This window comes from Flavobacterium sp. RSP49 (genome assembly GCF_003968735.1).
GTDB lineage: Bacteria > Bacteroidota > Bacteroidia > Flavobacteriales > Flavobacteriaceae > Flavobacterium.
This window is the reverse complement of the sequence record NZ_RYDN01000001.1, coordinates 211,599-237,039: the sequence shown is the minus strand read 5'-3', so window position 1 is coordinate 237,039 and position 25,441 is coordinate 211,599. Positions and strand designations below refer to the sequence as shown.

Annotated in this window: 21 protein-coding genes; 4 read left to right on the top strand and 17 right to left on the bottom strand. The window is 34.6% G+C overall.

All coding sequences use genetic code 11. The annotated features are described in order from the left end of the window. Positions 1-2 precede the first annotated feature (2 nt). Positions 3-896, top strand: coding sequence for a hydroxypyruvate isomerase family protein (locus EKM02_RS01010; protein WP_126451617.1), 894 nt, complete (start codon positions 3-5; stop codon positions 894-896). A gap of 19 nt (positions 897-915) precedes the next feature. Next, on the top strand, positions 916-1,791 hold the full coding sequence (locus EKM02_RS01005) for a sugar phosphate isomerase/epimerase family protein (protein ID WP_126451616.1): 876 nt from the start codon (positions 916-918) through the stop codon (positions 1,789-1,791). 208 nt (positions 1,792-1,999) lie between these two features. Here EKM02_RS01005 and EKM02_RS01000 read toward each other — a convergent pair whose 3' ends face one another. Continuing rightward, positions 2,000-2,506, bottom strand: a complete 507-nt coding sequence (locus EKM02_RS01000; protein WP_126451615.1) for a DUF2911 domain-containing protein — start codon at positions 2,504-2,506, stop codon at positions 2,000-2,002. 183 nt (positions 2,507-2,689) lie between these two features. On the opposite strand from EKM02_RS01000, the gene EKM02_RS00995 reads away from it, so the two are divergent. Together EKM02_RS00995 and EKM02_RS00990 are read left to right on the top strand one after the other, a co-directional pair. After that, on the top strand, positions 2,690-4,606 hold the full coding sequence (locus EKM02_RS00995) for a DUF294 nucleotidyltransferase-like domain-containing protein (protein WP_126451614.1): 1,917 nt from the start codon (positions 2,690-2,692) through the stop codon (positions 4,604-4,606). A 2-nt stretch (positions 4,607-4,608) separates the two neighbouring features. Further along, positions 4,609-5,205 (top strand): 3'-5' exonuclease, encoded by a 597-nt coding sequence (locus tag EKM02_RS00990; RefSeq protein WP_126451613.1) that lies wholly within the window; start codon positions 4,609-4,611, stop codon positions 5,203-5,205. Between the two features lie 189 nt (positions 5,206-5,394). On the opposite strand, the gene EKM02_RS00985 is transcribed toward EKM02_RS00990, so the two are convergent. The 16 genes from EKM02_RS00985 to ilvD form a co-directional block, all read right to left on the bottom strand. Then, positions 5,395-7,590 (bottom strand): DNA/RNA helicase domain-containing protein, encoded by a 2,196-nt coding sequence (locus EKM02_RS00985; RefSeq protein WP_126451612.1) that lies wholly within the window; start codon positions 7,588-7,590, stop codon positions 5,395-5,397. After that, entirely contained in the window at positions 7,587-7,916 is a 330-nt protein-coding gene (locus EKM02_RS00980) for a nucleotide pyrophosphohydrolase (protein ID WP_126451611.1), read from the bottom strand. The genes EKM02_RS00985 and EKM02_RS00980 overlap by 4 nt, the downstream gene beginning before the upstream one ends. 1 nt (position 7,917) lies before the next feature. Next, the gene (locus tag EKM02_RS00975) at positions 7,918-9,585 is read right to left on the bottom strand and encodes a tetratricopeptide repeat protein (protein ID WP_126451610.1); all 1,668 of its coding nucleotides are present in this window, start codon (positions 9,583-9,585) and stop codon (positions 7,918-7,920) included. A 435-nt stretch (positions 9,586-10,020) separates the two neighbouring features. Continuing rightward, a complete protein-coding gene (locus tag EKM02_RS00970; protein WP_126451609.1) occupies positions 10,021-10,506 on the bottom strand; it encodes a 4'-phosphopantetheinyl transferase superfamily protein in 486 nt (161 codons plus the stop codon). Beyond that, the gene (locus EKM02_RS00965; protein WP_126451608.1) at positions 10,503-10,778 is read right to left on the bottom strand and encodes an acyl carrier protein; all 276 of its coding nucleotides are present in this window, start codon (positions 10,776-10,778) and stop codon (positions 10,503-10,505) included. Before EKM02_RS00965 ends, EKM02_RS00970 begins: the two co-directional genes overlap by 4 nt. Before the next feature lie 90 nt (positions 10,779-10,868). Next, on the bottom strand, positions 10,869-12,143 hold the full coding sequence (locus EKM02_RS00960; protein WP_126451607.1) for a beta-ketoacyl-[acyl-carrier-protein] synthase family protein: 1,275 nt from the start codon (positions 12,141-12,143) through the stop codon (positions 10,869-10,871). Between the two features lie 124 nt (positions 12,144-12,267). Next, complete coding sequence (locus EKM02_RS00955; protein ID WP_126451606.1) at positions 12,268-12,741, bottom strand: 3-hydroxyacyl-ACP dehydratase FabZ family protein; 474 nt, start codon at positions 12,739-12,741, stop codon at positions 12,268-12,270. Between the two features lie 26 nt (positions 12,742-12,767). After that, the gene (locus EKM02_RS00950) at positions 12,768-13,820 is read right to left on the bottom strand and encodes a type III polyketide synthase (protein ID WP_126451605.1); all 1,053 of its coding nucleotides are present in this window, start codon (positions 13,818-13,820) and stop codon (positions 12,768-12,770) included. Next, the gene (locus tag EKM02_RS00945; protein ID WP_126451604.1) at positions 13,817-14,527 is read right to left on the bottom strand and encodes a methyltransferase domain-containing protein; all 711 of its coding nucleotides are present in this window, start codon (positions 14,525-14,527) and stop codon (positions 13,817-13,819) included. Before EKM02_RS00945 ends, EKM02_RS00950 begins: the two co-directional genes overlap by 4 nt. Continuing rightward, complete coding sequence (locus EKM02_RS00940; RefSeq protein ID WP_126451603.1) at positions 14,528-15,658, bottom strand: NAD(P)/FAD-dependent oxidoreductase; 1,131 nt, start codon at positions 15,656-15,658, stop codon at positions 14,528-14,530. It lies immediately after the preceding gene. 128 nt (positions 15,659-15,786) lie between these two features. Beyond that, positions 15,787-17,061, bottom strand: coding sequence for a mechanosensitive ion channel family protein (locus EKM02_RS00935; RefSeq protein ID WP_126451602.1), 1,275 nt, complete (start codon positions 17,059-17,061; stop codon positions 15,787-15,789). A 256-nt stretch (positions 17,062-17,317) separates the two neighbouring features. Next, positions 17,318-19,225, bottom strand: a complete 1,908-nt coding sequence (gene acs, locus EKM02_RS00930; RefSeq protein WP_126451601.1) for an acetate--CoA ligase — start codon at positions 19,223-19,225, stop codon at positions 17,318-17,320. 528 nt (positions 19,226-19,753) lie between these two features. Further along, entirely contained in the window at positions 19,754-21,223 is a 1,470-nt protein-coding gene (ilvC, locus tag EKM02_RS00925) for a ketol-acid reductoisomerase (RefSeq protein WP_126451600.1), read from the bottom strand. Positions 21,224-21,331: 108 nt separating this feature from the next. After that, a complete protein-coding gene (gene ilvN / locus EKM02_RS00920) occupies positions 21,332-21,853 on the bottom strand; it encodes an acetolactate synthase small subunit (RefSeq protein ID WP_126451599.1) in 522 nt (173 codons plus the stop codon). A gap of 151 nt (positions 21,854-22,004) precedes the next feature. Further along, complete coding sequence (gene ilvB, locus EKM02_RS00915; RefSeq protein WP_126451598.1) at positions 22,005-23,699, bottom strand: biosynthetic-type acetolactate synthase large subunit; 1,695 nt, start codon at positions 23,697-23,699, stop codon at positions 22,005-22,007. A gap of 57 nt (positions 23,700-23,756) precedes the next feature. After that, positions 23,757-25,430: a dihydroxy-acid dehydratase gene (ilvD, locus tag EKM02_RS00910; protein ID WP_126451597.1), complete on the bottom strand. Its 1,674-nt coding sequence runs from the start codon at positions 25,428-25,430 to the stop codon at positions 23,757-23,759. Positions 25,431-25,441: the final 11 nt, after the last annotated feature.

The window sequence follows — 25,441 nt, the reverse complement described above, 5'->3', positions numbered from 1 at the left end:
AAATGAGTGCTAATTTAAATAGAAGATCTGCCATAAAAGGAATAGTAGCCGGAACAGTTGCGATGGGAATTCCTGCTGGATTTTCTGCTTTGGCTATGCCAAAAAAGGAAACAGCAACACCATTGGGTAAATTGAAAGGAAATATAAATCACTCCGTTTCTCGGTGGTGTTTTAATGATATCGATTTAGATACGCTTTGCATTGAATCCAAAAAGATAGGGATTACTGGGATTGATTTAGTAGGTCCTAAAGATTGGCCAACATTGAAGAAATATGATCTTGTTTCTACAATGTGCAACGGTGCAGAAATTAATTTAGTGGATGGTTTTAATGATATTAAATTTCATGAGACACTCTTGAAAAATTATATGGAAATGATTCCACTGGTGGCAAAAGCCGGTTATAAAAATCTGATTTGTTTTAGCGGAAGCCGAAGAGGCAAAACAGATGAAGAAGGTTGGAACAATTGTATTGTTGGTTTGCAAAAACTAATTCCATTGGCTGAAAAGCATAATGTGATTTTAGTAATGGAATTACTAAACAGCAAAATTGATCATAAAGATTACCAATGTGACCGGACATCTTGGGGAGTGGAATTAGCGAAACGTTTGAACTCTGAGAATTTCAAATTGCTTTACGATATTTATCACATGCAAATTGATGAAGGAGATGTGATTAGAAACATAAGAGACAACCATCACTACATTACACATTATCATACCGCCGGCGTTCCAGGACGAAATGAAATTGATGATACTCAGGAACTAAATTACACTGCAATTATGAAAGCAATTGCAAAAACTGGTTTTAATGGATTTGTGGGTCAAGAATTTGTACCTAAAAACCCGGACAAACTCGCTTCATTGAAACAGGCCATAGCAATTTGTGATATTTAACTACTCTAAAAAATAACCCATGATAAAAAGAAGAGAATTTTTAATTAATGCTGGTTTAGCATTAGGCGCATTAGCCATTGCTCCTTCATTTGCTTTTGACTCTAAAAAAAGAGCCATTGGGATTCAATTATGGACACTGCGCGATACGTTACCCAAAGATGTTAAAGGTGTTTTAGCACAAGTTGGAAAAGCTGGATTTACTGAAGTAGAAACTTTTGGTTATTCAGTAGACAAAGGCTTTTTTGGAACTTCGGTCCGCGATTTTAAATCAATATTAGATGATAATGGTCTAAAAGCCACGAGTAATCATTTTGATTTTAATTCGATGATCAAAGATGGTTCAACTGATCTTGTACAATCCTATGTTGAAACAGCCAACTATTTAGGAAGTGAATATGTAACAGTACCTTACATCGTTTCAGAATTGCGCGGAACTACTGGTGATGCCTATAAAAAATTAGCCTTACAAATTAATAAAGTGGGTGAGCTTTGTAAAGCTGGAGGTTTAAAATTAGCGTATCACAATCACGATTTCGAATTTACTAAATTCGGCTCAACGAATGGATATGAAATTTTATTAAACGAAACGGATAAAAACTTGGTTGATTTTGAAATGGATTTATACTGGGTAATTCGTGCTGGACATGATCCATTGGAATTATTCAAAAAATATCCGGGACGTTTCAAAATGTGGCACGTAAAAGATATGGATAAAGTAAATCCGGATTGGAATGCAGAAATTGGCACAGGAACAATAGATTTCAAGGGGATTTTTGCTCAGGCGGAACGTGCCGGACTGAAACGTTTCTTTTTGGAACACGAATCTAACTACAAACCAAATCCAATAGAATCTGCTGTAACCAGTTTCAATTACATTAAGAAAAACTTAATCTAAACATTTTAGAAAATATTTTATAAAAAAAAGAGGCTGTCTTTTTGAGACAGCCTCCTATTTAAAAGTAATTTTAAGTAAGTCGAAAGTTTAAAAGTCGTAAAGTCAAAAGAATTAACTTTAAGTAAAACAGCTTTAAATCAGATTGTTACATAATTTTATCCTGATTTTAAAATACGACATTATACCATGGTTATTACTTAGTCATATTTTATTTTACAGAAAAAGGTATATTCCAATTGCCCCAGCTCAAAACAACAGTATTAGCACGGATCGTATAAACTAATTTTTCAGCAGCTGAAGCAGCAACTTCTTGCTTAACGGAAATACGTAGTTGGTCTTCTTTTTCTTTATACTTATATGCTCCCCACTGTTTGGCTTCTTTATTAAAAATAAGCACGCATTCTTTTTCATTTGGTATAACAAAAAAAGAGTATTTACCGGCTGGCAATTTAGTACCTTCGATCGTCAACTCTTTATCTGTTTCAAATGTTGTAGCATCATTTGCTCCGGCACGCCAAACTTGATTAAACGGAACTAATTTTCCCCAAATTTCTCTTCCGTTGACTGATGGACTCCCATAATTGAGGGTAATTGTAGCACCATTAATTTCCCCTGTGGCTACTTCTTTGCTGCTGGTAGGTTTTCCTTGAGCAGCTATACAATTTACAATTAATAAGGCAATAAACGAAAAATGCATTTTTCTAAATAATTTCATGATTTAAAATGTTTTAGTTATCGTATAAAAGTAGAACAAGTAGCTTTTAATTCCTTTAAATCCATACTTATTTTATGAAAAGATTAAGGATTTTATAATTTAATTGTTTTGCCGCAATAATGGCGGTGTTATAATTTTTAAATTTGTTATTTTTACAATCGATACTTATTTATTCCATAAATTATGAATTCAATTGCTGAGCACATTGCTGACTTTTTAAAAGCATACCCACCGTTTAACTACTTAACTTTTGAAGAATTATCTGAAATAGCAGCAAATATTCGCGTTGTAAATTTAGAAAAACACAAAACATTATTTCAAATAAATGATCTTTTGCATGACAGTTTTTATGTGGTGGCTTCCGGTGTTATCAATTTATCTGTCATAGCAGATGCTGAGGAAACGCTATTAAATAAATGTACCGAAGGCGATATTTTTGGCCTGCGTCCCTTTTTTGCCAAAAATAATTATATGATGACGGCCAAAGCAAGAGAAGAAAGCATTGTTTATGCTATTCCCATTGCTACTTTCAGGCCTTTTGTAGCTAATAATTCTGAAGTTTTAAACTTTTTATTAGAAAGTTTTGCCGTAAACACCCGAAACCCAAAAGATAAAGAAAATTTAATTGGAAAATTAATTTCTGATAATGTATTCTATTCGGATCAGCAATCTGAAATGCAATATTTTCAATCGCTAGCCTATAATACAGCTCCCTTAAAAACGACAAGTACAGCAATTGCAAAAGACGTGGCTCAAATAATGACCGAATCGTTAAAAAACAATATCCTCGTATGTGATAATACTATCCCTTTGGGCATTATTACTGATGCGGATATGCGATCAAAAATTGCTACCGGCAGATATCCAGTAACCGTTACAGTAGATAAAATTATGTCCTCCCCTGTTATCACGGTGGTTGAAAACGTTTCTCTGGCAGAAGCACAGTTGCTGATGCTAAAACACAATGTGACTCATTTGTGTGTAACTCAGGATGGAACAGATAAATCCAGTGTGAAAGGAATCATTTCTGAGCACGATTTGATTGTGGCTCAAGCAAATAATCCCGGAGTTTTAATAAAAGAAATCAAACGGTGTCAATCACCAAAAGAACTAAAACAAATACGGGAACGATTAACAGATCTGATTCAGACTTCAATTTCTAAAAATATTCCGCTATCACACGTTTTTAATATTGCCAGCGAAATTAATTTGGCAGTCATTAAACGCTCGGTGGAATTATCCATTTTGGATTTAGGTTCCCCTCCTGCCCGTTTTGCATGGTTAAGTATTGGCAGTCAAGGACGAAAAGAACAGCTTTTATTAACGGATCAAGATAGTATTTTGATTTTTGAAGATGTGGCTGCTGATAAATATCGTGACGTAAAAGACTATTTTCTTAAACTTGGAAAAAAAACCACAGCCACTCTAGAAAAAATCGGCTATGAATTCTGTCCAAATGGTCACATGGGAAGTACTATGCTTTGGTGTAAATCATTGACGGACTGGATCAAACAATATGACAGCTGGATGAATACTCCCGGTGAGAACAGCACTGATTTGAGCAGTATTTTCTTTGATTATGAAATTATTTTTGGAGAGCAAAAAATTGAAGATGCGATAAGTAATGTAGTCTTTAAAAACGCCAAAAACAATACGTTATTTTTTGATTTCTTAGGAAATGATGCCTTAAGAAAAAACGCTCCACTTAGTTTTTTCAAAAAATTCAATGTCGAAGAAGAAGGTAGAAATAAAGATAAATTTGATATTAAAACTAAGGCTTTAATGCCATTGATTGATGGCGCCCGTTTGTTTACTTTGAGTTTCGACATCCGAGGAATTAACAATACGTTTCAACGATTCAAACAATTATCAATTACGGATCCCAAACATGCTGAAATTTATCTCAATTGTGCCGAAGCTTTTTTGACTTTATCAAAATTCCGAACCTTAGAAGGGTTAAAAAATGATGATTCAGGCCAATTTATAAATTTGGAGGAATTATCAAAAATTGACCGAGAAAAACTGAAAAACGCTTTACTCCCTATGAGAGAACTGGAAGAATTAATAAAAAGTAAATTTCAACTTACTCAATTTTCATAATTATGTTAGACTGGATAAAAAAGATTAATAAAGAATATCCTGATTTTTGGAAAACCTATCTTTCTAAATTTGAGAAAAAGTCATCCCGCTTTGTGGTGGTATCGACAGAAACTTCTGGTTTGAATCCAGATAAAGATGTTATTTTATCAATAGGCTCTTTTTCAGTAATTGATAATAGTATTGTCATAGGTGATAATTTTGAAGCTGTTTTATTACAGTATAAATTTTTTCATGATAATGGACTTTCTAATACGTTTTTGGTAGAAAGTAAAATGAAAAAATTAGGAGAAGCAGATGCCATAAAATTATTCATTGAATTTATTGGGAACTCCATTTTAGTTGGGCATCACATTGATTTTGATGTGGAAATGATCAATGCGGTCTTGGAAAGACTAGACTGTGGCAGATTAAAAAATGAGGCGCTGGATATTGATGTCATGCACAGAAAACTACTTGATATCAATGACAAACAATTTTCTCTGGAGGAACTTTGTGCGGCTTATAATATTCCGGTAAGTGAACGGAATTCAGCTGCTGAGGATGCTTATAAAACCGCTTTGTTGTTTTTGAAATTAAAATCAAGACTGGGGATTAAGTGATTTTAAATTTTGGTTGCTATATTGCATACAACTGATTTTAAACATCTTATTATTACTAGGTTTGCCTCTATTTCTATAAAGTATTGTCATTCCGACGAAGGGGGAATCACATATGTAGCTCCATTTATAGCATTTCAATTTTGTCCTTTTAGCGCATTTTGGAGGAATGAAACTTTCTAATTCATAATCTTAAGACAATACCGAAATAAAAATTCCCTTAACTCTAAAATCAACTAAATTTTCTGAATCTAATACGATGTTTTCATATTCTGATTCAAAAGATAATGGCTTCAAGGTTATGGATTCATGGCTCCAATTTTCATTACTAATTTTCTTTTTACTATGATATTCTTTTACTGTATATCCCGAACCAAAATCTGCATCTTGTATGTCAGTGCTTTCAACTAAAACAATTTTTCCTTCTCTACTGCCACCACTATCTTTTTGAAACAAACAGTAGGAGCCATTAGGAATTATTTTATTCATGGATTCGCCCACTACTTTACATACAAAATAGCCTTCTTTTACTGAAGTATTAAAGGGTAACTCGACCCATTCAAAATCAGAATGAACTTGTAAATCGCTAAATGAACCTGCTGCAGCTGAAATATCTACTAATGGAACTGAATTCACATACGGTTTTACCTCCTCAAAAGGTACGATTCTGAACGGAAAATCTTTTTTATAAACATCAATATGCTTTTTTAAATAGTTTCTTAAAGAAGTATCACAAGCATAAACATAAGTACCTCTGATTCCTCGATACATTATAGTTTTGTATATATTTATTACGTAAGCCTTAAGATCATCTTTATTTGAGATCCCTTTTTTTCCATTTTTATCAAAATACAACTTCGGATTAATTTCAATTTCTTGTGTGAATTCATTGAAAATTATTTCTTTCCCAAAAATAACTCCTGTATAATTTAAATCATATCCTTGTGTCGTATGAATACAGCCAACTTCTTTAAAAGCATTTGGTGAATTAACCCAGTCCTTAGGGGTTTGATTCCATTGAAATTGTAAACCATCAATTTCAATATCCATTACAGTTTTATCTTTTTCGGATAACCAAGGCCAAGAATATCCAGCAACTAAACGACACAAACCATTTATTTCTTCCTTCTTTGCAAGTTCGCTATAAAGATCTTTTAAAGAATCAAAAACAATTAACTCATACTCATTTGGTGAATAAATAGTTTTATCCAAGCGATTTACATGAAGTAATTGATCTACAAAACGAATATAATCATTTCCGCCTTTAACTCTCATCTGAGAAGTTAACTCGATTTTCAAAGTATTATCTTGATTCAAAAGTCTGGTAAATTGATCCTCATTTATATCGGAAGGTTTTACTGATTGCGCTGAATCATAAAAGAAAATTTGATTCTTACTATTCGCAATTATCCAGTCTAGCTCTGTTCCGGTGTCATCTAATCCTAATTTTTGATTATTTTTCCGGAAGGCTCCCATCCAACTTATATTTTTATATTGCCGTAACCGATGCGCTTCGTCTACTATTAATAAATCATATTTGTCATTGAGTTTAAAGGTATCCGATGGATTTAAAACCATAGACGCTTTTAAACCAGGAATTTTTTTGAAAACATTTTGTAATGATTCTCTTAAAGAAGTCATGGCGATAACCAATCCAATTTTTGCTTTTGGATATTTATTTTGAAAAGCAATAATGAAATTGATCTCCTTGAGCTCTTCATCACTAAAATCTTCAAAATTAGCATCCGAAATATCTGAATTAAGTAATTTAATTAAATAAGTAGCCAAAATTGTTTTTCCAGTTCCAGCACTCCCTTTTATAAAAATTCTATTGGATTTTTTGATACACAATCCATCAAGAATTTGAAGAATAGAACTATATTGATCTTCATTTAAAGATTTATAAGGGGAATATTTAAAAAGTTCTGAATTCTCAACATCTTCCAGTGACTTGCTAACTATCTTTTTATCAATTAGTTTTTTCCAAATTTCTTTAAAAAGATCTTTGTACAAATCTTGTTGGTAATAATTATGATTGACCAAACCGTAATTTCCATTTTGAAGTTCGTAAGTTCCTTCAGAAGTAATGTATTGAATCAAGTTTGATTCAATATCAAGAGTTGCTGATTTATTGAATTTATCACTCCCAATTATTGAAATTTTTGTAAATGCATCTGCTTTTTTTGGATTTGCTAGGTGATTTTTGATTCTACTAGAGGCATTTGTTGATTCTCCTACATAGGCAATTCGTTTAGTTTCATTTTGTATAAAGTAAACCAAAGGCCATTGATTTTTAACCCAAGGATTTTGAGCTATTTTAGGCAATGAATCTTTATTAAAATCATATTGTTCAGAAACCTCAATAGACAATTCAAATGATTGCATCATAATTCATCATATTTGGTTGCGTTCCCTTTTGCTTTATCTATTGGATAGTTAGCTGCATTTTGCGTAATCTTTTGAAGTACAATTTCTTTTACATCTAAATTGTATTTTTCGGCTAACAAAAAAGCGTATGCAAAAACATCTGCCAATTCTTGTTTTAGCTTATCAATATTTACATCTTCTGCTTTTTTCCACAGAAACAATTCATTTAATTCCGCTGCTTCAATAGATAGAGCTAAAGCCAAATCTTTCGAATTATGAAATTGTTCCCAATCTCTTTCATTTCTAAATTTTATTAATTCTTGAATAATGCTAAAAATATCATTCATTTTATTTCGATTTAAAAAGTGTCAATGCTACTTTATATTCCTCTTCAAAAGGCAATTGCAACTGAGAAACCATTTCAGGAATAGCTAACATCCAACTCACATAATAATATGCTAAAATGTGATAACCCGAAAACCGTTTGTTTGGAATGCTACCTACGATGTAGTTTTTTTGATTTGGGTCAAAACCTTGTGTCCCTTGCATTGCGATTTCAAAGGCTATTTTCTTGACTTCCTCTAGCGGTACATCCTTAAAATACTGCAAAGCATCAACCATAAACATCGTGACTGCCATATTAGTCCCAATATGTTCTTGGTTTTTGAGAAACTGTTCCATTTCCTTCTCTTTGAAAGCAGCATTGTCGTGTAGACCAAAAGGATCTTTTTCTAATTTTTCAATAAAAGTATCTACATCAGATCGTTTGCGGTATTCGTCCTCATTTTCCAATTCAAAATAAGAGTCAATCTGTAAATCTTCGGCCCAATGTTGTACCAATTCATATTCTTCGGCAGGTTTACGATTGTCTTTGTATTCGAGAAATTCAGCATAAAAACCTTCGGCTTTGCGCAATTCGGCTGGAGTGGCATTAAAATCGTTTATAAAATCTAAACCAAATAATGCTTTAAACTGTAAGGTATTTACTAAGTTGTAAATCTTAGATTTCGAAAGTAGTGTTGCAGGCGAAAGTTCAATAACAGTCACATCGGTTACGGCTTTCAAGCCTTCTTGAATCAAAGCGTAAAGCGACAGGAATTGATACGATCTCAATTGGGGAAATTCGTTGTATATAAAATCCTCAATGAATAAATCTATTGGAGTATTGTAGGCTTGCAAATTTAACCCGTCAAATAAACCAGTACAGAATTGAGTAATCGATTGCTCTGGAATATTCATTTCATGCAACTTGGCAATAGTAGGTTGTACCGTTTTCAAAAAAACAGCTCTGTTTTGTGGAGTAGCCGTAAAAAGCTGATTTAATCCCCGTTTTCTCGCTTGAATTACAAAATCAAGATGTGCTAATTCGTGCAGAACCAAGTGTGCTACGGCAGGATAATTGGGTTTATACCGAACGATGTGCTTAATCCGATTGTAGTTTTCAGCAAACTCAATCTTGGCTGCCGTTGGAATTTCAGAATCTACTAGAACATCAATTTCTTTTCCGCAATCAAATTCTAATTGATGCTTGTATTCTGCAAAAAGCGAATTCCCATCAGTGTTAGAAATAATTTTATTGGCAACATCAAAAGCCTGATTTACTGAATTCTTGTACAGTATATCTTTATTTGGATTGCATTTTATAGCTTTCAAAGTACTGTCAAAAGCGGATTCTAAATCATTTTGAATTTCGGCTAACATTCCAAGAGCAAAATGAGTATTTGGATAGTGATCATTTATTTTTATAGCTTCCAAAAAATATTTTTTGGATTCATCCAACTTCCCTTGTTGCATAAGGTTTGCTCCAATGTTATTCATTGTAATAGCATCTTTTGGATTCACCACCAAAGCCTGATCATAGTACAACATTGCCGTAGGAATATCATTCTTGAACTTAGCAAAAATATTTCCCATCATCAGCAACGCCCAATGATTCTTAGAATCCCAGCGCAATGCATCAATCAGACTATTTATCGCTGCATCCTGATGACCTTGATCAGACAGGATTTGTCCCATAATTCGATGGAATTCCGAATTGGTAGGATTGTTCTCGATAAGATTTTGTAGAATGGGTTTTGCTTCTTGATAGTTTCCTTTTTCACAAAGGGCTACCGTTTTGCGGAAATCATTTTCTTGAAGCAGGATTGCCGAAGTGTCAATGGTTATGGTAACCCAATCCTCAGTAATGGAAACTTTTGGGGAAAAAGAACCAAAAGTGTAATACGATTCTAATTCACTGATTAATAATGAATTACCCCCCCCCCAACTAATTTCGGGAAAAGCGTAAATAGAAAATCGTCTATTTTATGAATGATTTGCATTAAATATAAATTGCTATACGTTATAAAAGATACTTTTTGTTGTTTTTAAAATTGCAACAAGTTCAAATGTAACCATTGTTTATAAATCTCGCCCTATTGTATGAAAAAAAAAGTGCTTTTTGCAAAAAAATCATAGGGTTATTCCTTTCCAAAAACGACCGTGATGGCTGATGGAAACGGGTTTCTCCATTTTAGAATGCGCATCAATACGGTAAGGAATTCCATTTTTTTTAAAGATAGCATCGGCGGAATTCAAGTTTTCAATTTTTTTGAAATACTCTTTCCCGGCAACAGCAATGGTATGAATGCAATCCTGATCTATTTTAGTTTGAGTAAAATATATTTTTCCTTTGATACAAACAGTTCCTAATGTTGTGTTTTCGTAAAAACATTCCAGTTGCAAAGGAAAAAAACCTCGAATTCCTGTTTCCCTATTGTAGATTTTATAAGCCGCCTCTTTTCTGGACCATAAATTCCAAACCATTACTTCTGGATTTACGGCATTAGAAACTAACAGCTGTTCGTTTTTAGTAAATATTTTATCTAAAAAGCGGTTGCGTTGCCAATTGCTTTCTTTTTTGGCTAAAGCCAAATCGACAAGGTCATTTCCTATCATTTTTCTGGTGATTCACTACTTTTTTCAGCTAATTTGGTTTCAATAATGGCCATAGCTGCTTTTACATTTATCATGCGCTCCATTGATTCGTTATCAATCAAAATATTATATTTTTCCTCTATATCCAAAATAACATCTACTAAATTAGCGGAGTTTATCTTTAAATCATTGATGAAATCCGTATCTTCAGTGAGTGAGTCAAAAGCTTCTTGATTCAGAATATATGGTTTTACAATGGCTTTTAGCTCCTGAATAGTTTCTTGTTTGTTCATAATTAATATTGATTTTACAGCACTTAAGTACATTTCGTTTTCTAACGCCAAAAAAATTACCACAAATTGGGGAATTTACGGTTCATTTTTTCATTTTTTAAATTTTTTAAAAATTACACACCCATTCACATCACCAAAACCAAAACTGGCTTTTGCTAATGTATTTATTTCTATATCAAGTCGTTGTCGTGGAACTCTTGATTCATCAATTAGTGCTGTTATTTCTGGATTCAAATCGGCACAATTGATATTCGGGAAAATAAATCCGTGATGCAATTGCAGTACCGAAGCCACGCTTTCAATACTACCGGCGCCACTTAAACAATGTCCCACCATCGACTTTAAAGAATTGATGTATGGAAAATCAATTCCTTTTCGATTTAAAGCCTCACTCCAATTCTGAATTTCAAGACTATCTTTGGAAGTGGCTGTCAGATGTCCGTTGATTGCGTCAATTTCACTGGCTAAAATTCCGGCATTTGTCAAAGCATTTTGAATGCATCTTTGCACCGCAACCGGATTTGGTGCAGTCATGGTTCCTAAACCGCGCTGCCCTCCTGAATTGATATTTCCACCTAAAACTTCCGCATAAATTCGTGCGCCACGTGCAATCGCACTTTCTAAATCTTCTAAGACCAAAGCACCTGCTCCGCTTCCGGGAACAAATCCGGAAGCAGCTGTGCTCATTGGTCTAGAACCCTGTTTTGGTGTTTCATTATGTTTAAAAGTACATACCTTCATAGCATCAAATCCGCCCCAAATATACGGGCCGGAATCACTGGTACTTCCGGCTAAAATACGTTTTGCCTGCCCTGATTTGATGCGTTCATACGCCATTAAAATACTTTCGGTGCCAGTCGTGCAGGCCGAAGAATTAGTAGAGACTTGATTTCCAAGTCCTAATTTTCCACCCAGATACGCACTCACACCACTATTCATTGTTTGCGCTACGGCTGTACTTCCCAGTCTTCTCGTTTGTAAATTATCTATTTTATAAATGCTTTCGCGAAATTTATCAATTCCGGAAGTTCCTGTTCCAAAAATAGTTCCACTGTCCCAATCCGGTTCTTCGTTAATTTCCAATGATAATCCGGCATCCTTCCAGGCATCAATTCCGGCAATTACGCCATATAAAATCCCTGTTGAATTGAAGTTTCTAAGTTCTAATTCCGTAAAATAATGCCCTGCTAATTCTGCAGAAACTTCGGGTTTTCCTACAATTTGACAAGAAAATTGCAATCGCTCCAACTCAGCGTCGTGCCTGATCCCGGAAATTCCGTTTTTGATGGCATGAGTGAACGCATCGAGACCTACTCCATTTGGAGCAACTACACCAAGACCCGTTATAACTACTCTTTTGTTCATTTTTTAATGTTAAATAATATTCAATTTCAATAACAATGGCAAAAAAATAATAATTTTAATACTACCAAATAGAGTATTACAGTTACAAAATATTGAAAAGAATCAAATTATACTATTGCTTAATTTATTTTAATTCGGTTTTGAGTCCCACTTCTTTGGAGAGGGTTGGGGTGAGGATCATTCCCGCTATTGTTCCTGTGCAAACATTTTCTCCTTTTTCGTTTTTCATGATGACTTTACATTTTAATTTTCCAAATCTAAAATATATTTTTTCTGAAATTACGATCACTTTTTCATTTGGAAAAACAGGTTTTAAAAATTCTATTTCACTTGATGTTAAGGCAATTGAAGTACTAGAAGTAAATGAATCATCTAACAAAAAAATGCCAAGACAAACCAATCCAATTTGCGCCATGACTTCTATCAAAATTACACCTGGAGTAACTGGAAATTCCTTAAAATGACCTTTGTAAAAATCAAGATTTTCATCAAAAGTAAAGGTTCCTTCCACTCCGTTTTCATCGATTTGGAGAATTTCATCCACAAACAAAAAGGATTTAGAATACGGTAATTTGGCTATAATTTCTTCTTTTTTCATAGTTTTTCTATTCCCCCATTTGGGAGCTAAAACTCCAATAAAATTCGTTGTGCCGAAAATCCGGGTCCAAAACTCAGCATTAATCCTTTTTTTCCTTTTTTAGGCTGCTTATCCATGATTTGTTCTAAAACATACAAAACTGTGGCGCTGGACATATTTCCATAGGAGCGTAAAACCTCTTTGGTATCATCAATATTTTTTCCCAAACCAGAAAATAAAGCCTCAACGGTTTGCACAATTTTCTTTCCACCGGGATGAAAAATAAGATGATCAATATCCTCCATTTTTAAATTATTTTTTTCTAAAAAAGGATGAATAATATCCGGAAAATGAGAAACAATCGTTTCCGGTACTTCAATATCAAGTACCATCTGCAATCCAGAATTGGTGAGTTTAAAACCCATCATGTGGATGTTATCATAAAAATGATACATCTCCTCTGCTACAATCTCAGGACCTTCGTCATCTTCATGCGAGGAAAGTAAAACGCAAGCGGCACCATCACCAAAAATCGCAGCACTTACGATATTTGCCATCGAAAAATCATCGAGTTGAAACGTAGCCGTGGGACTTTCTACGGCAATTACCGCAGCTCGTTTTCCGGGATTGGCCTGCAAGAAATTTTTAGCATAAATAATTCCTGAAATCCCGGCGGCACAACCCATTTCGGTCACGGGAAGCCTTACTATATCCTGACGCAACTTCAATGTATTGATTAAATACGCATCGAGAGACGGAATCATAATTCCGGTGCAGCTTACCGTGATGATATAATCTAAATCTTGCGGATTCCAATTTGCTTTTTTTAAAGCTTTTGCTAATACTTTTTCACCTAAATCAATGACTTCACGAACATAAATAGCATTTCTTTCTTCAAATGAAGTTTTGGTAAACACCTCTATCGGATCCATTATGGAATAGCGTTTGTCTACAGCTGCACCTTCAAAAATTTTCTTTACTTTTCTGATGAATCGTTCGTCTTGTCCCACTAGCCAAGCATCCAAAAAAGGAATTATTTCAGCTGTTGTTCTGGAATATTTAGGCAGCTGTTTGGTTACGTTTTTAATTTTTACACTCATATTTTTGAAATTATCCATTGGTATCTAAAAGCCCATTTCCAATGAATTTTATAGTTTTTAAAATTTAATTTTTTTGAGAACGCTATCAATTCTTCTTTCTTAAAACCTCTTAAAATTGATGTTAATCCGTCTTCTCGTGACATAGCATTCAACTGAAAAACAACACATAATGCCTGAAATAATCGATAGGCAATGGCGCTACGATGTAAATCATTTATTACAATTCCGATGGATGTATTGTTATAAAGAACTTTCAATAATCGAATAATCTCATCGTCTTTGAAATGATGTAACGTCAAAGTGCACAAAACAATATCATACTTTAGATCATTAAATGATTCATTAAAAATATCTTCGCAGCGATAACTGATATTAGCATATTTATCTGATAATTGTCGTGCATGTGAAATTGTAAAATTGTTAGCATCGATGCCTATTAACTGGAAATTTAGGTTGTTTTTAAGACCAAAATCAGCCAGGGTTCGCAACATATCCCCATTACCACAACCCACGTCTATAATAACAATTTCTTTAGATTTGGAATCCTGAACAAGTTCTTGTACTCCTCTTAGAGTCAACTGGTTTCCTCCTAAAAGCTGATTAATCCGGGCAATTTTATCTAAGGCATCACGTAAAATCTCACCTTCCATGGCAAAATCATCCATGATTTCCGGTTTATCAGTTCTATATTTGGTATCTAGTATCATTTACGAGTGAAGAGTGATTGGTTTTCCGTGTGTTTTTTTTATAATTTTTGGCAATAAAAATGGAAATATAATTAATATCCGCATCAATACTGCTGAAAGTTTTTGTTTTTGTAAAATATTGGATAAAAACCGTCCCATTTTAAGTCTTCCCTTAAAATTTAAATTCCATTCTTGCAGGTATCGCTTTTCTAATTCGGCTCTGGATTTAATCTCGGTGTTATAAAATTGAACTACTAATTCTGATGCGATTTTGGCGCTATGAATTGCCATAGCCATTCCGTTTCCGCACAAAGGATGAATTAATCCGGCTGTATCGCCAATCATTAAAACATGGTTTTCCACGGCGTGTTTCTTTTTGAAAGAGATTTGGCTTATGGTCAATGGTTTTTCAAACAATAATGTACTGGTTTCAAAAAGGGTTTTTAAGTGTGGGTTTTGAGAAACAATAGTATTTTGATATTCAGTAATGTTTTTAAACTGCTGAAACGTTTTATAATCGGCTAGATAACACATGTTAATCACTTCGTTTTCAACTTTAGAAACTCCGCAATAGCCTCCTTTAAAATTATGCAAACCCACTACATCATTTGGAAATTTACCAGAATAATGTGCTTTTACGGCCAGCCAAGGTGATTTTTTATGAATAAATTCTCGGTTCATTTTTTGGTCAATAATAGAACGTTTGCCAAAAGCACCAATCACCATTTGGGACTCTAAAACCATTAAATTTGTCGTGGTTATCATAAATTTATCCTGCTCAAAATGAACATTTTCAACTTGATCTTTTAGTATTGTACACCCGTTATCGATAGCCTTTTTATACAAATATTCGTCTAAAACAAAACGGCTGATGCCAAAACCACCAAGAGGTAAAATACTTTGTATTGTTTTTCCTCTTGCAGTAGAAAACTCAAGTTTTGTAATGTGTGTCGGCTTTAAATGGGCTATATCTAAATCCAACCAATTGAGATATGGCATCACTTCATTAGAGATGTATTCTCCACACACTTTATGTTTTGGATAACTATTCTTCTCAATAACCGTCACCTGAAGCCCTAATTTAGATAAATGAATAGCCGAAGTCAGTCCAGCTAACCCACCACCAATAATTACTACTTGTTTATCTTTCATCTGGAAGTAAATTTATGGATTTGTTTGCTACTGTGGGTATAACAAATGATAAAAAAAGACTGATTATTTAATTTTTATTAAAAAAAATATGGTTGATTAATCAATAGCTTTAAACAGTACCGATGAAATTACCGGTTGAAATTCCGAAAATCATTTCCTGTAGGTTCCTCAAAAACCTCGAGTTCAAATTCAGAAGTGATGGTAAATAGATGATCAAAAATATCAGATATAATAGTCTCGTATTTTAGCCATTCTTTTTCTGCGCTAAAGCAATAAATTTCTAGTGGTAATCCTTTCGATGTAGATTCTAGCTGACGCACCATTATGGTCATGTCTTTATTAATATTGGGATGAGCCGTAATGTATTTTTCAGCATAGATTCTAAAAACGCCTATGTTAGTCAGCCTCCTGATATTTACTGAAACGATCTCATTGTCCAATATTTCCGAATTAGTTTTGTGTACCTCATTTTCTTTTTGAGTGATGTAATTTTGAATTAGTTTGTATTTTTTGAATTGCGAGAGCATTTTTTCATCACAAAACTGAAAACTACTGACTTTTAAATAAATAGCTCTTTTTATTCGTCTCCCGCCAGAATCACTCATACCACGCCAGTTCTTGAAAGAGTCTGTGATAAAAGCATAAGTGGGTATTGTAGTGATCGTTTTATCCCAATTTTGAACTTTTACAGTATTTAAATTGATTGACATCACATCGCCGTCCGCATCATATTTTGGCATCGAAATCCAGTCTCCTATTCGAACCATATCATACACAGACATTTGAATACTGGCAACAAACCCCAGAATGGTATCTTTAAAAATTAAAAGTAAAATAGCCGTCATTGCGCCCATTGCCCCAAGAAAATAGAAAGGACTTTTGCCTAACATGATGGATAAAACTAGTATTCCTCCAATAAAATAGACTACAATCTTAAGTACCTGAATGTAACTGGTAATCGGTTTGTCTTTTAAAATTAAGGTATTGGACACTATTTCATCAAAGACTGATAATACAGTAATAACAGAACGTATTATTACTAAAATTATAAAGATATTTGATAGAATAATTATATACTCAATTGCTTTTGGAAAATCTCCAAAGATGTATGGAGCAACCATGATAATGATGAAAGCAGGGACTAAATAGGCTATTTTTTCAAAAACTTTTCTTTCTATCAGGACATCATCCCAAACTACTTTTGTTTTTAAAAAAATTTTGTGCACAAAACGAACTATAATTATTTTCGTTAAATACCAAGACAAAAAACTTATTATAAACAATACAAAAATAAGCGTCAAAAGTTTTAAATACAAAGCCACTATTGGATCTAAACCAAAATCTTCAATAAACCATTTGTCTAACCAGAGTGCGATGTTGTATTTTTTTTCAAATTGAATCATAGTAATTTTAGCTTTATAGGTAAAGATAGGTTACCTATTCTAAGCAGTCAAAGACTGACACCGCATTGTGTTTACATTAACATCTTGTACTAGTATTTACAGCTATTTTATTTTCTTTGAATGAAATTCAACCTCTTGCCATATTGCATTTTAAACTAAAAAACCCTTTCAAAGTTTATAATTTGAAAGGGTTTTGAATTAAAAGACGCTATTTTATAGGTTCAAAGTTCTAATTGTTATTTTGACATAAATGGTATTACAACTTTCCTTCTTTTATTTCTTCTACAATCTCTGGATTTAATAAGGTAGAAATATCTCCAAAATTAGAATAATCTCCTTCTGCAATTTTTCTAAGGATTCGTCTCATGATTTTTCCGGAGCGCGTTTTTGGTAAACCGTTAACAAACTGAATTTTATCTAACTTGGCAATAGGCCCAATATGATCTGAAATATGCTGATTAATCTCTTTGGCTAAGTTTTCTTTATTTCTAGTTTCTCCGGTTTCTTTGAGGATTACAAAACCATATAATGCATTCCCTTTGATGTCGTGAGGAAAACCTACAATAGCTGATTCTGATACAGCAGGATGTTCATTTATAGCATCTTCAATAGGTGCTGTTCCCAGATTATGACCGGAAACAATTACCACATCATCTACTCTTCCAGTGATTCTATAATACCCAACTTCGTCGCGTAAAGCACCATCTCCTGTGAAAAATTTACCTGGAAAGGCAGAGAAATAGGTGTCTTTGTAGCGCTGATGATCACCCCAGATTGTTCTGGCAATTCCTGGCCATGGAAATTTGATGCACAAACTACCAACGACCTGATTCCCTTCTATTTCATTTCGTTTTTCATCCATTAGTACGGGTTGAATTCCGGGTAAAGGCAACGTAGCATAGGTAGGTTTTGTTGGGGTAACAAATGCTATAGGTGATAACATAATCCCTCCTGTTTCAGTTTGCCACCAAGTATCTACAATAGGACATCTTCTGTCTCCAACATGATTGTTGTACCAATGCCAAGCTTCTTCATTTATAGGTTCACCAACTGACCCAATAACCTTTAAGGACTTCAATGGGTACTTTAATACAAAATCTATATTTTCTTTTGCAAGGGCACGAATAGCAGTTGGAGCGGTATAAAATTGTGTGACTTTATGTTTTTCGATGGTTTGCCAAAAGCGACTGAAATCAGGATAAGACGGAACGCCTTCGAAAATTAAGGTCGTAGCTCCGTTCAATAACGGGCCGTAAAGAATATAGGAATGTCCGGTAATCCAGCCAATATCAGCGGTACACCAAAAAACATCATTTTCTTCATAATTGAATACATTCTTGAAAGTGTAGGCAGTATACACCATATACCCTGCAGTGGTGTGAACCATTCCTTTGGGTTTTCCTGTTGAACCAGAAGTGTACAAAATAAATAACGGATCCTCAGCATCCATGATTTCGGCTACATTATTATCCGAAGCCTGATCCAAAAGTGGTTCCAGCCATTGGTCACGACCTGCTTTCATATTGATCTTTGAATGAATTCTTTTGGCTACTAAAACTTTTTCAACACAAGGACATTTTTCCAACGCTTCATCAACAATTACTTTTAAGTCGATTGTTTTGTTACCACGAAATCCGCCATCAGAAGTAATAACCATTTTACATTCACTATCATTAATTCTAGCTGATACCGCAGAAGCTGAAAAACCAGCAAAAACAACAGAATGTATGGCACCAATTCTGGCACATGCTAATATTGAAACGGCTAATTCTGGGATCATAGGTAAATAAATACAAACGCGATCTCCTTTACTTATGCCTTGTTCACGCAACACATTTGCCATTTTGCAGACCCGTTGATGCAATTCATTATAGGTAATATGTAATGCTGCTTCTGAAGGATCATTGGGTTCAAAAATAATAGCCGTTTTTTCGCCTCTTTTTGCAAGATGTCTGTCGATACAATTTTTTACAATATTCACTTTGGCTTCAGTAAACCATTTTATGTCGGCTTCAGCCATATTAAAATCAACAACTTTATCCCATTGTTGGTACCACGTAAAATTTTCCTCTGCTATTTTTCCCCAAAATTTTCGAGGTTCACGAACTGATTTATTGTAATGTTTAAAATATTGTTCTAAATTTTCAATTTTATAGTAGCTCATGTTTTAATTTTTTATAAAAGTATTAAATCTAAGTCTATTACTAATACTATTTAAACTATAAATACCCGGAAAAAAAAATGGATTATTCAATATAAATAGTTTTTAATTAGTAATATGGCTAATTTTTACTTTTTTGAGGAAATATGTAAAACACAAAAAGCGGAAAGATATAAATACCTCCGCCTTTTGTAACAACAAAAAATCCCTAACAATTAATTTAGCAACGACAAATAGTATTTTATTTGAACTATGACTAACCAACCTATACAGTTGTAATAAAACACCAATCACTAAAAAACTTTCGTATTGATTTATTTAAGATCGATTGCGATTATACTTTAACAATTTTATAAATTATTAGGGATTACCTCACTTAACGTTCAATCTCGCTCGACGTTAAGTGAATGTAGAAGCGACTATATTCATACTATTTCTTTAATAAATTTTAACTAATTCAAAATATTATAAAACCAATGATATAGCGCTAATCCCAACACACCCTCTCTTGGGTGGTAATATCTAATTTTTTTATCCAATTTTTTTCATCGCAGTCATGGATTCTCTCAACCACTCCCCAACTTCTTCTATTGGATGTTGACGAATGCTTTTGTTTACTGCAATAAGAACCGCATTGTCAACTCCATTTGAAGTTGAAAAAGGTTTCCCTATCACATTAGTTTCTACCGTTTTCATAAAATTAATCAACAATGGTTTGCAGGCGTGATCAAATAAATAACAACCATATTCTGCAGTATCCGAAATGATTCGGTTCATTTCATATAATTTTTTTCTTGCCACAGTATTAGCAATCAAAGGCAATTCGTGTAAAGACTCATAATACGCTGATTCTTCAATAATTCCTGTTTGAGTCATGGTTTCAAAAGCCAATTCGACACCCGCTTTCACCATGGCAATCATCAAAACACCATTGTCAAAATACTCTTGTTCTGAAATATGAGCAGCTGTTGGCGCTGTTTTTTCGAAGTTAGTTTCTGCAGTTGCAGCTCTCCAAGTCAATAAATTGATATCATCATTAGCCCAGTCAATCATCATATTTTTGGAAAATTCGCCAGAGATAATATCGTCCATGTGTTTTTGAAACAACGGACGCATGATGTCTTTTAATTCATCTGCTAATTCATACGCTTCAATTTTTGCGGGATTAGACAAACGATCCATCATATTTGTAATTCCACCATGCTTTAAAGCTTCTGTAACTGTTTCCCAACCATATTGAATTAATTTTGAAGCATAAGCAGGCTCGATTCCTTTTTCAATCATTTTATCGAAACATAAAATAGAACCGGTTTGTAACATGCCACAAAGAATGGTTTGTTCTCCCATTAAATCTGATTTTACCTCGGCTACAAATGAAGAGTTTAAAACCCCGGCTTTGTGACCACCAGTAGCAACCGCATACGCTTTTGCTTGTTCAAAACCAGCTCCGTTTGGATCATTTTCGGGGTGAACCGCGATTAAAGTGGGTACACCAAAACCTCTCTTGTATTCTTCACGTACTTCTGATCCAGGGCATTTTGGTGCACACATAATTACAGTGATGTCTTTGCGAATTTGCATTCCTTCCTCTACAATATTGAAACCATGAGAATAAGCAAGCGTTGATCCGTTTTTCATCAAAGGCATGATTGCCGTAACTACAGCTGTATGTTGCTTGTCTGGTGTAAGGTTGCATACCAAATCAGCTGTTGGAATTAATTCTTCATACGTTCCCACTTTGAATCCATTATCAGACGCATTTTTAAACGAAGCTCTTTGTTCCGAAATTGCATCGGCGCGTAAAGCATAAGAAATATCCAAACCAGAATCTCTCATGTTCAACCCTTGGTTCAACCCTTGTGCTCCACACCCTACAATGACTACTTTTTTTCCTGCTAAAGCTTTAATTCCGTCTACAAATTCAGACTGATCCATGAATTCGCAAACACCTAATTGTTCTAATTGTAATCTGAGTGGTAATGAATTGAAATAATTTGCCATTTTTTATTGTTTAATGATTGTAAAATTTAATATTTGTAATAATTAATTCTGATAAGATTGAGATTCCTCCTTCGTCGGAATGACAAGCTACATAGCGACTGAACACTTTTAAGAAAGTTTTTCTAATAATGTTGAAATCTCCATTTTTGCTTTGGAAACTGATATTCTACCGGAACGAACAAATTGCATGATTCCAAAAGGTTTTAATTTATCGTACAATGATTCAATTTCAGCACGTTGTCCTGATTTTGAAATCACAAAAAAGTCTCTGGCCACTGTAACTATCTCGGAATGGCTTTCTTTGATGATATTCTGAATTTGTTTTTCGTCAAATAGCAAGCTCGACTCAATTTTGAATAATGCATTTTCTAAGAAAATAGTTTCTTCGTCAATATGATAAAAAGCTTTGATGACTTCAATTTGTTTCTCGATTTGTCCTACAATATTATGTACCCATTTTTCGGTAGTATTCACCACGATAATAAATCTGGAAACACTTTCTATCTCCGATTCGGATACATTTAAACTCAAAATATTGATATGGCGTTTCAAGAATATTCCAGATATTCTGTTCAATAAGCCAACGTTGTTTTCTGAATAAACAGAAATGGTGAATGTTTTATTTTCCATGTTTTTTATCCTCCCCCAGCCCCCTCCAAAAGAGGGAGTGCCGAAACTAGCTTAGGGTATGTTTATAATTTTTATTACTAATTCAAAAATATAATCTATTAACAATTTCTCTTTCAATCTCCCTCCCCTTCGGGGAGGGTTGGGATGGGGATTAACTCAATCTTATGTCTGAAACCGATGCTCCTGTAGGAATCATTGGGAATACGTTATTTTCTTTTTCTACCATAACTTCCAGGAAATAGGATTCTTTTGAAGCCATCATTTCGGCCACAGCCGCATCAAGATCTTGTCTTTTGGTTACTTTTTTTGCTTTGATGTAATAACCCTCAGCAATGGCTATAAAATTAGGATTGATCATTTCGGTCGAAGCATATCTTTTGTCAAAAAACAATTGTTGCCATTGACGAACCATACCTAAAAATTCATTGTTCAAGACCACAATTTTCACAGGAACTTTAGTCTGGAAAATAGTTCCTAATTCCTGAATGGTCATTTGAAACCCTCCATCTCCAATTATGGCTACTACTTCTCGATTTGGCATTCCCATTTTGGCACCAATCGCAGCAGGCAATGCAAATCCCATGGTTCCTAAACCACCTGAAGTGACATTACTTTTGGTCGAATTGAATTTGGCATACCGACAGGCAAACATTTGGTGTTGTCCTACATCCGAAACCATAATGGCATCTCCTTTAGAATGCTTGTTAATCATTTCAATCGTTTCTCCCATAGAAATTCCTTCTTTCTTAGGCTTTAACTCGTCATTGATTACGGCTTCTAATTCAATTTCATATTTTTCTTTGAATTCATTGTGCCAGGATTCATGTGTGTTATTTTCGATAAAAGGAAGTAAAGCGGTTAAAGACTCTTTGACATCTGCTAAAACGGCCACTGTTGTTTTCACGTTTTTATCGATTTCGGCTGAATCAATTTCAAAGTGGATTACTTTTGCTTGCTTTGCATAGGTTTCCAGATTTCCGGTGACACGATCATCAAAACGCATTCCAAGGGCAATCAAAACATCACATTCATTCGTCAAAACGTTAGGACCATAATTACCGTGCATCCCTAACATCCCTACATTCAGCGGATGATCAGTAGGCAATGCCGAAAGTCCTAAAATAGTCCAAGCAGCGGGAATTCCTGATTTTTCAACAAATGCTTTGAGTTGTTCTTCGGCTTCACCAAGGATAATTCCTTGACCAAATACGATAAAAGGTTTTTTGGACGTATTAATAATTGCAGCTGCTTCCTTAACTTTTTCCAGATTTAAAATCGGCTTTGGATTGTAACTTCTGATGCTGGTACATTTTTTATAGCTGAATTCCATTTGGTCAAACTGAGCATTTTTTGTAATATCAATTAATACGGGCCCTGGACGACCTGATTTAGCAATATAAAAAGCTTTTGCCATGATCTCCGGAATTTCAGAAGCTTCGGTAATTTGATAATTCCACTTGGTAACCGGAGTCGATATCCCAATAATATCTGTTTCCTGAAAGGCATCAGATCCCAATAAATGTTTCCCTACTTGTCCCGTGATGCACACCATGGGAGTCGAATCAATCTGTGCATCTGCAATTCCGGTAACTAAATTTGTGGCTCCCGGACCTGAAGTGGCTATCGCTACTCCTACTTTACCGGTCGCTCTTGCAAAACCTTGTGCAGCATGGGTAGCGCCTTGTTCATGACGTACTAAAACATGGTGTAATTGATCTTTAAATTTATATAATTCATCGTAAACGGGCATAATCGCGCCACCTGGGTAGCCGTAAACCAAATTTACTCCTTCTTCTAATAAGCATCTAATAACGGCTTCGGCGCCGGATATTGTATTATTTTTCATTATTATTTTTTTAGGCTTATGTCAATTTTGCTATTGCTATTGGCGTTGATTTTGAAGTTATTTATCAGTTACACATCCTGTCGAAGCGCTCGAGACCGCTCTGATGTATTTTAATAAAACTCCCTTATTTACTTTTAATTCAGGTTGAATCCAATTTGCTTTCCTATGTGCAAACTCTGCATCCGATATTTTTAAATTGATTGTATTTTTGACTGCATCAATAGTGATAATATCTCCATTTTTGACGAGCGCTATACCGCCTCCTTCAAAAGCTTCGGGTGTAACATGTCCCACAACAAATCCATGTGAACCACCAGAAAACCTGCCATCAGTAATCAGGGCTACGCTTTTTCCAAGACCAGCACCCATGATAGCTGAAGTAGGTTTAAGCATTTCAGGCATTCCGGGGCCACCTTTTGGACCACAATACCGGATGACCACTACATTCCCTGGTTTGACTTCACCCCCGCGAACCCCAGTTATTACATCATGTTCATTTTCATAAACAATGGCATCTCCTTCAAAATACTCCCCTTCATTTCCGCTAATTTTAGCCACACAGCCTTCCTCAGCAAGATTTCCATACAAAATTTGAATGTTTCCTGTTGCTTTTAGTGCTTTTTGGATTTCGTGTATTACTTGCTGACCGTCGTTCAAATCCGGAACAGCAGCTAAATTTTCAGCTAAAGTTTTTCCAGTTACTGTCAAACAGTCTCCATGTAACAATCCTTCTTTTAATAAATATTTCATTACTGCGGGAACTCCTCCAGCTTCATGGAGATCTTCCATCAGGTATTTTCCACTCGGTTTCAAATCGGCAAGTAATGGTGTTTTGTCACTTATATCTTGAAAATCTTTAAGTGTAATTTCAATATCTACAGCATGTGCCATAGCGATTAAGTGCATTACTGCATTCGTAGAACCGCCTAAAACAGCTACCATGGTAATCGCATTTTCAAATGCTTTACGTGTCATGATATCTCGAGGTTTTATATCTTTTTCTAACAAAATTCTGATTGCTTTTCCAGCATCAATGCATTCTTGTTGTTTTTCGTCACTTAATGCCGGATTAGAAGAACTGTAGGGCAAGCTCATTCCTAAAGCTTCAATAGCCGAAGACATCGTATTGGCCGTATACATACCTCCGCAGGCTCCTGCGCCGGGACAAGCGTTTTGAATCACTCCTTTGAAATCTTCCGGAGCGATTGTATTGTTAAATTTTTTTCCCAATGCTTCAAAGGCAGACACAATATTTAACGATTCCCCTTTCCATTTTCCAGAATGAATTGAGCCTCCATAAACCATGATAGAAGGGCGATTGACTCTTCCCATAGCCATGACGGAACCTGGCATGTTTTTATCACAGCCTGGAATAGCGATTAGTGCATCATACCATTGTGCTCCCATTACGGTTTCAATAGAATCTGCAATTACATCTCTGGAAACTAAAGAAAAACGCATTCCATCAGTACCGTTTGAAATACCGTCACTTACACCAATAGTATTAAAAATCAACCCTACTAAGTCCTCTTTCCAGACTCCTGTTTTTATTTTTTTAGCCAAGCCGTTCAGGTGCATGTTACAGGGATTTCCCTCATATCCCATACTAACAATTCCAACTTGTGCTTTTTTTAAATCTTCTTCAGTCAGACCAATACCGTACAACATTGCTTGTGCTGCAGGTTGTGTTTCATCTTGTGTTATGGTCTTGCTGTATTTATTTAATTCCATTGTCTGTTTAT

Bases quoted from the DNA above. Each gene is read 5' to 3' on its own strand.
- EKM02_RS00970 (WP_126451609.1), bottom strand. From the start codon at position 10,506: ATGATAGGAAATGACCTTGTCGATTTGGCTTTAGCCAAAAAAGAAAGC.
- EKM02_RS01010 (WP_126451617.1), top strand. From the start codon at position 3: ATGAGTGCTAATTTAAATAGAAGATCTGCCATAAAAGGAATAGTAGCC.
- EKM02_RS00940 (WP_126451603.1), bottom strand. From the start codon at position 15,658: ATGAAAGATAAACAAGTAGTAATTATTGGTGGTGGGTTAGCTGGACTG.
- EKM02_RS00945 (WP_126451604.1), bottom strand. From the start codon at position 14,527: ATGATACTAGATACCAAATATAGAACTGATAAACCGGAAATCATGGAT.
- ilvN (WP_126451599.1), bottom strand. From the start codon at position 21,853: ATGGAAAATAAAACATTCACCATTTCTGTTTATTCAGAAAACAACGTT.
- EKM02_RS00995 (WP_126451614.1), top strand. From the start codon at position 2,690: ATGAATTCAATTGCTGAGCACATTGCTGACTTTTTAAAAGCATACCCA.
- EKM02_RS00975 (WP_126451610.1), bottom strand. From the start codon at position 9,585: ATGGGACAAATCCTGTCTGATCAAGGTCATCAGGATGCAGCGATAAAT.
- EKM02_RS00965 (WP_126451608.1), bottom strand. From the start codon at position 10,778: ATGAACAAACAAGAAACTATTCAGGAGCTAAAAGCCATTGTAAAACCA.
- EKM02_RS00980 (WP_126451611.1), bottom strand. From the start codon at position 7,916: ATGAATGATATTTTTAGCATTATTCAAGAATTAATAAAATTTAGAAAT.
- ilvB (WP_126451598.1), bottom strand. From the start codon at position 23,699: ATGAAAAATAATACAATATCCGGCGCCGAAGCCGTTATTAGATGCTTA.
- EKM02_RS00990 (WP_126451613.1), top strand. From the start codon at position 4,609: ATGTTAGACTGGATAAAAAAGATTAATAAAGAATATCCTGATTTTTGG.
- ilvD (WP_126451597.1), bottom strand. From the start codon at position 25,430: ATGGAATTAAATAAATACAGCAAGACCATAACACAAGATGAAACACAA.
- EKM02_RS01000 (WP_126451615.1), bottom strand. From the start codon at position 2,506: ATGAAATTATTTAGAAAAATGCATTTTTCGTTTATTGCCTTATTAATT.
- EKM02_RS00960 (WP_126451607.1), bottom strand. From the start codon at position 12,143: ATGAACAAAAGAGTAGTTATAACGGGTCTTGGTGTAGTTGCTCCAAAT.
- EKM02_RS01005 (WP_126451616.1), top strand. From the start codon at position 916: ATGATAAAAAGAAGAGAATTTTTAATTAATGCTGGTTTAGCATTAGGC.
- EKM02_RS00985 (WP_126451612.1), bottom strand. From the start codon at position 7,590: ATGATGCAATCATTTGAATTGTCTATTGAGGTTTCTGAACAATATGAT.
- EKM02_RS00955 (WP_126451606.1), bottom strand. From the start codon at position 12,741: ATGAAAAAAGAAGAAATTATAGCCAAATTACCGTATTCTAAATCCTTT.
- EKM02_RS00935 (WP_126451602.1), bottom strand. From the start codon at position 17,061: ATGATTCAATTTGAAAAAAAATACAACATCGCACTCTGGTTAGACAAA.
- ilvC (WP_126451600.1), bottom strand. From the start codon at position 21,223: ATGGCAAATTATTTCAATTCATTACCACTCAGATTACAATTAGAACAA.
- acs (WP_126451601.1), bottom strand. From the start codon at position 19,225: ATGAGCTACTATAAAATTGAAAATTTAGAACAATATTTTAAACATTAC.
- EKM02_RS00950 (WP_126451605.1), bottom strand. From the start codon at position 13,820: ATGAGTGTAAAAATTAAAAACGTAACCAAACAGCTGCCTAAATATTCC.